Raw genomic sequence first — 9,270 nt, 5'->3', positions numbered from 1 at the left:
CGCATGCCCGCCCTGTACCTGAGCCACGGCGCCCCGCCGCTGGCCGACGACCCGGTCTGGCCGGCCGAGCTGGCCGCCTGGTCGGCGTCGCTGCCGCGCCCGCGCGCCGTCCTCGTGGTCTCCGCCCACTGGGAGGAGGCCCCGCTGGCGCTCGGCGCCACCGAGACCGTCCCGCTCGTGTACGACTTCTGGGGCTTCCCCGAGCACTACTACCGGGTCCGCTACGGCGCCCCCGGCGCCCCGCGGCTCGCCGCGTCCGTGCGGGCGCTGCTGCGCGCCCCCGGCATGCCCGTCCAGGACGTCCCGGACCGGGGCCTCGACCACGGCGCGTACGTCCCCCTCGTCGAGATGTACCCGGACGCCGACGTACCGGTCCTCCAGGTCTCCATGCCGACCCTGGACCCCGAGCGGCTGATGGAGATCGGCCGCCGGCTCGCCCCGCTGCGCGACGAGGGCGTCCTGATCGTCGGCAGCGGCTTCTTCACCCACAACCTGGCCGCGCTCCGGCACACCGGGCCCGGCGTTCCCGCCTGGTCTGCGGAGTTCGACGCGTGGGGCCGGGAGGCCCTCGACTCGGGCGACCTCGACGCCCTGCTCGACTTCGAGGCCAAGGCGCCGGCCGGCCGCCTGGCCCACCCGCGCACGGAGCACTTCGCGCCCCTGTTCGTCACCCTCGGCGCCGCGGACGCCGCCGGCGACCTCGGCCGCCGTTCGGACGCGGTGGACGGCTTCTGGATGGGCCTGTCGAAGCGCTCCGTCCAGTTCGGCTGACCGCCGGCGCGGACGTTCGGCACGCGCGGGCAACCGGACGGGCCGGGACGGCGTCTCCAGGGGCGGGAGCAACGACCCGGTGCAGCGCCGCCCCGAATGGTCCCCGCCCCTGCTCTGACCTGCATCTCTTCGCGATCCGGAAACGCCGCCCGTCCCCCCTCGGGCAGGGCGGCGGGGCAGGATACTGCAAGATCGCGAAAAACATCGACCGGCGTGGGAATTCTGTCCCGTTTCCAGTCGTTGTTTCCATCGGAAGCGGGCACTCGGGAGAGTGTCCGGGGACGCGCAGCCGCGTTCCAGCAGCCGCACCGCGACCTAACACTTTGCAAGGGAGCACGCATGGCAACCCGCGCCGTCGCCCGCAACGAGTCCACGGGCAGCGCCCGCGCAGCGGGCGGGGAGATCGCCGACCGCGACCTGGTCGGCATGTACCTGGACGAGATCGCGCGCACCCCGCTGCTCGACGCGGCCAAGGAAGTGGAGCTCTCGCAGATCATCGAGGCCGGCGTGTACGCGCGGGAGATCCTCGAAGGCGGCGTGGAGCGCAAGGGGGCCGGCCCCACCCGCGAGGAGCTGGAGGCCCTCGTCGCCCAGGGCGAGCACGCCAAGGAGGTCTTCATCCGCTCCAACCTGCGCCTCGTCGTCGCCGTCGCCCGCCGCTACCCCCGCAGCGGCCTCCCCCTCCTCGACCTGATCCAGGAGGGCAACGCCGGCCTGGTGCGCGCCGTGGAGAAGTTCGACTACACCAAGGGCTTCAAGTTCTCCACGTACGCGACGTGGTGGATCCGCCAGGCCATCACCCGCTCCATCGCCGACCAGTCCCGCACCATCCGGCTGCCCGTCCACCTCGTCGAGGAGCTCGGCCGCATCCGCCGCGTCCAGCGGGAGTTCAACCGCGAGAACGGCCGCGACCCGGAGCACGCGGAGATCGCCGCCGAGCTGGACACGACCGAGAAGCGCGTGGGCGACGTCCTGGACTGGGCCCGCGACCCGGTCAGCCTGAACATGTCCGTGGACGACGAGGGCGAGACCCAGTTCGGCGACCTCCTGGAGGACACCTCCGCCGTCTCCCCCGAGCAGTCCGTCCTCTCCCTGCTGCGCAGCGAGGAGCTGGAGGACCTGCTGGGCAAGCTCGACCAGCGCACGGCGTCGATCATCAAGATGCGGTACGGCATAGACGACGGCCGCGAGCGGACCCTGACGGAGGTCGGCAAGCAGCACGGCCTGACCCGCGAGCGGATCCGCCAGATCGAGAAGCACGCCCTGCTGGAGCTGAAGCGCATGGCCCACGACACCGGCTTCGACGCCGTGGCCTGACGCCTGCGCCGCACCCCCGCCCCCGGCCCGCCGGGGGCGGCGCCGCACCTTGCGCCGGGCCGGGAAGGCAGGGCGGTCGTCCGGTCATCCGGCCGGTGCCCGACGGCAGCGCGCCAGGACCCGGCGCCCGAGGAGCACCCGCCCGCACCGGCAGCGGGCTGGAGGTGCTGACCGGACGCGAGCGGGAGGCGGTGGCCCTGGCCGCGCACGGCCTGTCCAACGACGAGATCGCCGACCGGCTGGTCATCAGCCCGGCCACCGCCAAGACCCACCTCAACCGGGCCATGGCCAAGCTCGGCGCCCGCGACCGCGCCCAGCTCGTCGTCCTCGCCTACGAGTCCGGCCTGGTGGCCCCGCGCCGCTCCTGACCCGCTCCCGCTCCCGCCCCGGCCCCCGCCGTCAGCCGGCCGGCGAGGTCGCGGGCGGCCGCCGTGAGGGAGGCCGGTCCGTGCACCGTGAAGGGCAGGCCCGTCAGGGCCAGCCGGGCCGCGACCCACTCCGCGGCGTCCCCGCTCTCGAACCGCGCCCGGCAGCGCCCGGCGTCCCCGGGCTCCGGGGAGACCTCGGCGTGCGTCTGCAGCCACTGCGGCAGCTCCTGCGCCGGCACCCCGAAGGAGACCTCCACCTCGTACGTCTCCCGCCCCCGCAGCCCCCGCCGGACGAAGTCCACGGCGTCCATCGGCAGCTCGCGCGGCGTGAAGCGGGCTCCCGTCGGGAACGGGTCGGCGACCCGGTCCACCCGGAAGGTCCGCCAGTCGTCCCGCTCCAGGTCGTACGCCACCAGGTACCAGCGGCTGCCCGTGCTCACCAGCCGGTACGGCTCCACCAGCCGCTTCGTGTGCGCCCCGTCCCGGTCCCGGTAGGCGAACCGCAGCCGCTCCGGCCCGGCCACCGCGCCCGCCATCGCCGTCAGCGTCCGCGGGTCGACGGTGGCGCCGTCCCCGCGGGTCACGGCGATCGTCGCGGACTGCAGCGCCCCCACCCGGTGCCGCAGCCGCCCCGGCAGGACCTGCTCCAGTTTGGCCAGCGCCCGTACGGACGCCTCCTCCACTCCCTCGATCGCGTGCCCGGCCCCCGCGCGGAGCCCCACCGCGATGGCGACGGCCTCCTCGTCGTCCAGCAGCAGCGGCGGCATCGCCGCCCCCGCCACAAGCCGGTAGCCGCCCTCGGCCCCGAGCGTCGCCTCCACGGGGTAGCCGAGCTCCCGCAGCCGGTCGATGTCCCGGCGGATGGTGCGCGTACTCACCCGTAGGCGGCCGGCCAGTTCGCTGCCGGGCCACTCGCGCGGGGTCTGCAGCAGGGAGAGCAGGGTCAGCAGTCGTGCCGGAGTGTCGGTCATGGAAACAGCCTGCCAGCGAAATAGGACACGAACGGACCTACATCCGGTCTAGGTTCTTCCCATGACCGAGACGACCACGACATCGCCCGGAACCGACGACGGGCCCGCACGAGAGAAGCGGAACACCGACCTTCCCGACCTTTCCGACTCCGACACCGCCGCCGCAGCGGCCCCGGCCGCCGACCGCCGCCGCTGGCTGGCACTCGCCATCGTGATGACCGCCGCCTTCATGGACCTGGTCGACGTCACGATCGTCAACATCGCGATACCTTCCATGCGCGGCGACTTCGGCGCCTCCACCAGCGCCATCCAGTGGATCACCGCCGGCTACGCCCTCGCCTTCGCCGCGGGCCTGATCACCGGCGGCCGTCTCGGCGACATCTACGGCCGCAAGCGGCTCTTCCTCGTCGGCATCGCCGGCTTCACCGCCGCCTCGCTGCTCTGCGGCATCGCCCCCACCCCCGACGTGCTGGTCGCCGCCCGCATCCTCCAGGGCGCGATGGCGTCGCTGATGGTCCCGCAGGTGCTGGCGATCATCCACGTCACCTTCCCGCCGCACGAGCGCGGCAAGGTCTTCGGCATGTTCGGCGCCATCGTCGGCCTCGGCGCCGTCTCCGGCCCCATGCTCGGCGCCCTGCTGACCCAGTGGAACCTCTTCGGCCTCGAATGGCGCCCGATCTTCCTGATCAACCTGCCCGTCGGCATCGCCGGCGTGCTCCTCGGCCGGGCGTTCATCACCGAGTCCAAGGCCCCGCGCGCCCTGCGCCTCGACCTCGTCGGGGTCGTCCTGGCCACCCTCGGCCTGGTCATGCTGATCTTCCCGCTCACCCACGGCCGGGAGAACGACTGGCCGCTGTGGGGCTTCATCTCGATGGTCGCGGCGCCGTTCGTCTTCGTCGCCTTCATCGCCTACGAGAAGTACAAGATCCGCAAGGACGGCTCCCCGCTGGTCGAGCTCTCCCTGTTCAAGATCCGCAGCTTCGCGGGCGGCATCGCCGTCCAGCTCACCTTCGGCCTGGCGACCGGCATCTTCTTCCTCGTCTGGACGCTGTACATGCAGGTCGGCCTCGGCTGGAGCGCCCTGCGCGCCGGCACCACCGGCATCCCGTTCTCCATCGCCGTCTCCGCGGCCGCGGGCCTGTCCGTGCAGAAGCTCGTGCCCCGCTTCGGCCGCAAGGTCCTCCAGGCGGGCGCGCTCACCATGGCCGCGGGCATCCTGCTCTACATCTGGGAGTCCGAGCACTACGGCATGGCCATCGCCTCCTGGCAGATGGCGGCCCCGCTGGTCGTCATGGGCATCGGCATGGGCCTGATCGTCGCCCCGCTCACCGACACCGTGCTCTCCGAGGTCCCGCGCGAGCACGCCGGATCCGCATCCGGCCTGATCAACACCACCGGCCAGATGGGCAACGCCCTCGGCCTCGGCCTGACCTCGGTCGTCTTCTTCGGGCTGATCGACGACGACAACGCCTTCGGCGCCCCGTACGCCGAGGCCTTCCGCGGCGCCCTGTGGTGGATCGCGGCCGTCCTGGTCCTGATCTTCGCCGTGATGTTCACCCTGCCCCGCAGGTCACTCCCCGCGCAGGAGCGCGAGGGCGGCGAGCAGGCCGCGGACGGGGCTCCGGGCACCCCGGAGAAGGTCCCGGCGGCCTGACCCGGCCCACGCACCCCCGAGACGGGCACGTCCGCTCCCGAGCGGACGTGCCCGTCCCCTTGTGCGGGAACCCGCGGCCCGGGGGAGCGGGCCGCCCTCAGCCGTGGGCGCGGACCTCCATCGCCCCGCGGGCGGCCGCCTCAGTCGCGTACACCTCGCACATGTGGCGCCCGTCCGGCGTCGCCGTGTGCTCGACCTCCCACAGGCTGACCTCGCTCCCGTCGAGCAGCAGGAACGCGTGCTCGTACAGCCGGAAGCCGGCGTCCCGGCCGTCCGCGAGGCACTGCCGGGTGCCGAACGCCTGCGTGATCCTGTGGGCGTACGCCGAGCGCAGCAGCAGCGCCGCCTCGGGCCCGGGCCGGTCCGGGTTCTCGGCCCGCCGCAGCACCCGCCGGGCGTGGTCGGCGGACTGCTCCACCGCGTACTCGCGGTGCCGCCGATCCGCCGCCTGCGGGCCGAACAGGGCGCCCAGGGCCGCCGCTTCCGCGTCGCCCTCCTCCTCCACCGCGGCGAACACGCCCTCCAGCGCCGGGTCGAACACCGGCTGCGCGGCGGCCTCCCCGAACAGCCGCGCCGCGGCGAGCCGGGTCTCCTCCCGGCTCGCGAACACCTCGTGCCGCAGCTCCCGGTCGTGCTCGTGCCGGTGGACCAGCTCCCACAGCGAGGCCGACGTGCCGTCGGGCAGCAGGTAGGTGTGCCGGTGGATCTCCCGCCACCGCCCCGCGGCCGGGCTGTGGGCGGTGGTGTGGAGCGAAGAACTGTGGGCGAGCGCCGACCCGAGGCGCTCGACCAACCGGTCCGGCAGGTCATAGGAGTTGAGGGCGCGGCCCAGGAGTCGCTCGAGGTGCGCCTCGGTTGTCTCGTACGGATCGCTCAAGGTGGGTTCTCCAGGCCGTCGCAGCGGGTGACTTCGCGGGAGCACAACGTAGCCCCTGGGTCTGGCATCACGTCCGGGGTTCGGTAAAACGTCCGGGAAGCGCCGGGGGTTCCCGCCACCTTTTCAGGTCAACTTGCCTGGGAATGCGCATGGTTCGCCCCGGTCTGTCACGGAGCGGGGGACCATGGGCCGTATGGCAACGAAAACAGTGGGCGTCCCCCGCCAGCAGGGGCGGCCCGTCACCCGTCGGCAAGGCGAACCCTCCCCGGCTCCCAGGGCGTTGGCCTGGCTGCTCGTCCTCACCGGCGCCGCCGGGGTGCTGGCCTCCTGGGTGATCACCCTCGACAAGTTCCTGCTGCTGGAGGACCCGGACTTCAAGCCGGCGTGCAGCCTCAACCCGGTGGTCTCCTGCGGCAGCGTCATGCAGAGCGACCAGGCGGCGGTCTTCGGCTTCCCCAACCCGATGCTCGGGCTGGCCGCGTTCGGCGCCGTGGTGTGCGCGGGGGCGGGCCTGCTGGCCGGCGCGCGCTACCGCACCTGGTTCTGGCTGGGATTGAACGCCGGCTGCGCGTTCGGCGTCGGCTTCTGCACCTGGCTGATGGTCCAGTCCCTGTACGAGATCAACGCGCTGTGCCTGTGGTGCTGCCTGACGTGGGTCGCGACGCTGCTGATGTTCTGGGCGGTGACCGCGCACACCGTCCGGACGGGCGCGCTGCCCGCGCCCGGCCCCGTCCGCGGGTTCTTCACCGAGTTCGCCTGGGCGCCGCCGGCCCTGCACGTCGGGGTCATCGGCATGCTCGTCCTGACCCGGTGGTGGGACTTCTGGACGGGCTGAGGGGCGGCCCGGGGCATGCGGAGGCCCCGGCGGCCGGGTGCCGCCGGGGCCTCGTCACGTCTCCACGGGCAGGGCCCGGGTGGCGGGTGATCCAGGTCAGCTGCCGACGGAGGCGTTGCCGGACAGGACCGGGATGTTGCTCAGGATGTGGGAGAGCGGCTCGTCGCCCTTGGCCTGGGTCGAGTTCTCGACGCACTGCTGGTTCATCGGGTTGGACAGGACGTTGATGTCCTGGACGCCGACGTTGACGAGCGCGAGGATCGACTGGGCGTTGACCTTGACCGGCAGGCCGACACAGGGCTTGTTGAGGGTGCCCTGGACCAGGCTGAGCTGCGGGCTCATGTCGCCGGCGGTCTTCTGGTTGCCGTAGATCTGCTGGGAGCCGTTGCCGTTGACGGTGTTGACCCCGTTGTCGTTGCCGATGGCCATGGCCGGAGCGGCAACGGCAGCGCCCGCACCGACGGCGGCGGCGGTGACCGCGGCGGCAGTCATGATCTTCTTGAGCATCATTGGTCCTTTTGTCGCACGAGTGCCCGCTAGTGGAGCGCCCTGGTCAACTGGCCCCGGCCCGGCTTGGTTCCGCGCCTTCACTCAAACGGCCCGTTGCCGCGGGGCTTTTCCCCGGCCCGGGTGAGTCCGTTCCGGACGCCTGCGCGAAGCCCGTACGCAGCCAGCAGGAATCGCGTTCGGGCGTGGGTTCCGGTTGCGCTCCGTGCAAGGACTTCTCACGGTGGGTGGCGAAGCGGATCGCTTCCGTCCGCTTTGTGTCCCCACCGAAGGAACCTCCATGCGCTCGAAGCCGTCCCGCCTCCGTGCACGCGTCCTCGTCCCGTCGGCCCTCGCGGCCGTCATACTCACCGGCGCGGCCGCACCCGCGGGCGCCGCCGACGGCGGCACGGCCGCAGACCTGCGCGAGCGGGTCGCGACGGCCAGGCAGCAGGTCGAGGAGCGCAGGGCAGCGGCCGCCGGCCCGGTCGACGACCTCCTCGCCGGGCTCACGCAGACCCTCGACGGGCTCCTGGCGTCCCTCCAGGGCCTGCTGCCCGGGGTGCAGCTGCCGCCCATCCAGCTCCCGGCGCTGCCGAGCCTGCCGGCCGTCCCCGGCCTGCCGGAGCTCCCGGAGATCCCCGGGATCCCGGAGCTGCCGGAGATTCCCGAGCTGCCGGAGATTCCCGAGGTCCCGGAGGTCCCCGAGGTCCCGGAGGTTCCCGAGGTCCCGGAGGTGCCCGAGACCCCGGAGGTGCCCGCCGTCCCCAAGCGGGCCTGAGCGGCCCCGCGCAGGCCCGCGGGGGCCCGGACGGGCGGCCGGAAACCGTGCGCGGTTGCGAGGGATTGGGCTGAACAGGTCAGACCGTGCGCGGGACCGTGTCCGTCTGGGAGGCTGGACCGTTTCTCTCGGTGTGAGCCCCGGTCGGGGCAGAACGTCGAAACAGAAGGTGCAGCTCCCATGAACTCTGCCAAGAAGGCCGCCCTGGTCCTGGCCTCCGCCGGTCTCGCCGCGGCGGGCGCCACCGGTACCGCCCTCGCCGACTCGACGGCCGAGGGTGCGGCCGTGGGCTCGCCGGGCGTGCTCTCGGGCAACCTCGTTCAGGTCCCGGTCCACGTCCCGGTGAACGTCTGCGGCAACACCGTGAACATCATCGCCCTGCTGAACCCGGCGTTCGGCAACACCTGCGTCAACGCCTGACGCCGACGCCAGCAGGACATGCGCCCGTGGGCGCCACCGGCCTCGCCGGTGGCGCCCACGGTGCGTTGCGGGGTCGGGGGGTCAGGACGCTCCGCCGTTGAGCTGGACGCCTCCGAGCAGTGGGGAGGCCTGGGTGGCCTGGTTGGCCAGGCCGAGGAGCTCGCCCGGGGCGTTGTTGCGGACCTTGTTGAGCTGCTGGGCCGTCCCCACCACCTTGTCGACGGTCTCTCCCTGCTCGGCGATGCCGTTGCCGACGGTCGTCGGGAGCTGCTCGGTGACGGGGGCGAGCGCGTCGAAGGCCTCGGTGGCGCCGCCCGTCAGGCTCATGGGGGGCATCGCGGCCGGGTTCTCCGCGGCGAACGCACCCGTGGACGCGCCGAGGGCGGCAACGGAGCCGGCGAGGACCGCGGCGACCTTCGTGAGCTTCATTTTCGAAATCCTTTTCCAGCGGTGACCGTCGCACCGCTTTTGCCCTGCACAACGATTCCCCGCCGCCGCGGAAACGCGTACGAGCGCACGGCGACGGCCGGAGAATCCGGCAGGGGATTCTCCGGCCGCGTCGTGTCGCGAGAAACCGGTGGGGCGGCGGATCAGGCGATACGGGACCTGCGGTACAGGATGGCGCCGCCGAGGACGAGTGCCGAGGCGAGGATCGCCGCGGCACCCGCCTGGCCGGCGCCGGTCTCCGCGAGCACCGCGGTGGTGGCGGCGGAGGGCGCCGGGACGTGCGCCGGGACGTGCGCCGCCGGTGCCGGGGAGCCGGGTGCCCAGGTGCCGGGGGCGCACGTCC

At 73.1% G+C, this 9,270-nt stretch carries 10 protein-coding genes and 2 pseudogenes; 7 read left to right on the top strand and 5 right to left on the bottom strand.

What is annotated here, in order from left to right; all coding sequences use genetic code 11:
- The 3 genes and pseudogenes from EF903_RS22355 to EF903_RS22345 form a co-directional block, all read left to right on the top strand.
- The coding region (locus EF903_RS22355; protein WP_260615787.1) for a dioxygenase at positions 1-771 on the top strand (771 nt) is incomplete at its 5' end.
- Positions 772-1,110: 339 nt separating this feature from the next.
- On the top strand, positions 1,111-2,088 hold the full coding sequence (locus tag EF903_RS22350) for an RNA polymerase sigma factor RpoD/SigA (protein WP_125545890.1): 978 nt from the start codon (positions 1,111-1,113) through the stop codon (positions 2,086-2,088).
- A 149-nt stretch (positions 2,089-2,237) separates the two neighbouring features.
- Positions 2,238-2,456: pseudogene (locus tag EF903_RS22345) on the top strand (response regulator transcription factor); the annotation flags it as partial.
- Here EF903_RS22345 and EF903_RS22340 read toward each other — a convergent pair.
- Positions 2,420-3,427 carry a YafY family protein gene (locus EF903_RS22340; protein WP_125545888.1) on the bottom strand — a complete coding sequence of 336 codons (1,008 nt, stop codon included), beginning with the start codon at positions 3,425-3,427 and terminating at the stop codon, positions 2,420-2,422. The pseudogene EF903_RS22345 and the gene EF903_RS22340 overlap by 37 nt on opposite strands.
- 61 nt (positions 3,428-3,488) lie before the next feature.
- On the opposite strand from EF903_RS22340, the gene EF903_RS22335 reads away from it, so the two are divergent.
- Positions 3,489-5,081 (top strand): MFS transporter, encoded by a 1,593-nt coding sequence (locus EF903_RS22335; protein ID WP_125545886.1) that lies wholly within the window; start codon positions 3,489-3,491, stop codon positions 5,079-5,081.
- Positions 5,082-5,178: 97 nt separating this feature from the next.
- Here EF903_RS22335 and EF903_RS22330 read toward each other — a convergent pair whose 3' ends face one another.
- Positions 5,179-5,958, bottom strand: a complete 780-nt coding sequence (locus tag EF903_RS22330; RefSeq protein WP_125545884.1) for a DUF6227 family protein — start codon at positions 5,956-5,958, stop codon at positions 5,179-5,181.
- A 193-nt stretch (positions 5,959-6,151) separates the two neighbouring features.
- Here EF903_RS22330 and EF903_RS22325 point away from each other — a divergent pair, with 193 nt between their 5' ends.
- On the top strand, positions 6,152-6,793 hold the full coding sequence (locus tag EF903_RS22325) for a vitamin K epoxide reductase family protein (RefSeq protein ID WP_185902771.1): 642 nt from the start codon (positions 6,152-6,154) through the stop codon (positions 6,791-6,793).
- A 96-nt stretch (positions 6,794-6,889) separates the two neighbouring features.
- Here EF903_RS22325 and EF903_RS22320 read toward each other — a convergent pair whose 3' ends face one another.
- A complete protein-coding gene (locus EF903_RS22320; protein ID WP_114058975.1) occupies positions 6,890-7,300 on the bottom strand; it encodes a rodlin in 411 nt (136 codons plus the stop codon).
- A gap of 280 nt (positions 7,301-7,580) precedes the next feature.
- Here EF903_RS22320 and EF903_RS34765 point away from each other — a divergent pair, with 280 nt between their 5' ends.
- A complete protein-coding gene (locus EF903_RS34765; RefSeq protein ID WP_221888759.1) occupies positions 7,581-8,060 on the top strand; it encodes a hypothetical protein in 480 nt (159 codons plus the stop codon).
- A 180-nt stretch (positions 8,061-8,240) separates the two neighbouring features.
- Positions 8,241-8,480, top strand: a complete 240-nt coding sequence (locus EF903_RS22310; RefSeq protein ID WP_114057925.1) for a chaplin — start codon at positions 8,241-8,243, stop codon at positions 8,478-8,480.
- Between the two features lie 81 nt (positions 8,481-8,561).
- Here the strand turns inward: EF903_RS22310 and EF903_RS22305 are convergent, their stop codons facing one another.
- Together EF903_RS22305 and EF903_RS34250 are read right to left on the bottom strand one after the other, a co-directional pair.
- Entirely contained in the window at positions 8,562-8,909 is a 348-nt protein-coding gene (locus EF903_RS22305; RefSeq protein ID WP_125545880.1) for a hypothetical protein, read from the bottom strand.
- Between the two features lie 161 nt (positions 8,910-9,070).
- Positions 9,071-9,270 (bottom strand): annotated as a pseudogene (locus EF903_RS34250) (hypothetical protein); the annotation flags it as partial.

The sequence above is a fragment of the Streptomyces sp. WAC05292 genome, assembly GCF_003949955.1.
Taxonomy (GTDB): domain Bacteria; phylum Actinomycetota; class Actinomycetes; order Streptomycetales; family Streptomycetaceae; genus Streptomyces; species Streptomyces globosus.
This window is presented reverse-complemented; position numbering and strand designations above follow the sequence as displayed.

Bases quoted from the DNA above. Each gene is read 5' to 3' on its own strand.
- EF903_RS22305 (WP_125545880.1), bottom strand. From the start codon at position 8,909: ATGAAGCTCACGAAGGTCGCCGCGGTCCTCGCCGGCTCCGTTGCCGCC.
- EF903_RS22350 (WP_125545890.1), top strand. From the start codon at position 1,111: ATGGCAACCCGCGCCGTCGCCCGCAACGAGTCCACGGGCAGCGCCCGC.
- EF903_RS22340 (WP_125545888.1), bottom strand. From the start codon at position 3,427: ATGACCGACACTCCGGCACGACTGCTGACCCTGCTCTCCCTGCTGCAG.
- EF903_RS22310 (WP_114057925.1), top strand. From the start codon at position 8,241: ATGAACTCTGCCAAGAAGGCCGCCCTGGTCCTGGCCTCCGCCGGTCTC.
- EF903_RS34765 (WP_221888759.1), top strand. From the start codon at position 7,581: ATGCGCTCGAAGCCGTCCCGCCTCCGTGCACGCGTCCTCGTCCCGTCG.
- EF903_RS22320 (WP_114058975.1), bottom strand. From the start codon at position 7,300: ATGCTCAAGAAGATCATGACTGCCGCCGCGGTCACCGCCGCCGCCGTC.
- EF903_RS22325 (WP_185902771.1), top strand. From the start codon at position 6,152: ATGGCAACGAAAACAGTGGGCGTCCCCCGCCAGCAGGGGCGGCCCGTC.
- EF903_RS22335 (WP_125545886.1), top strand. From the start codon at position 3,489: ATGACCGAGACGACCACGACATCGCCCGGAACCGACGACGGGCCCGCA.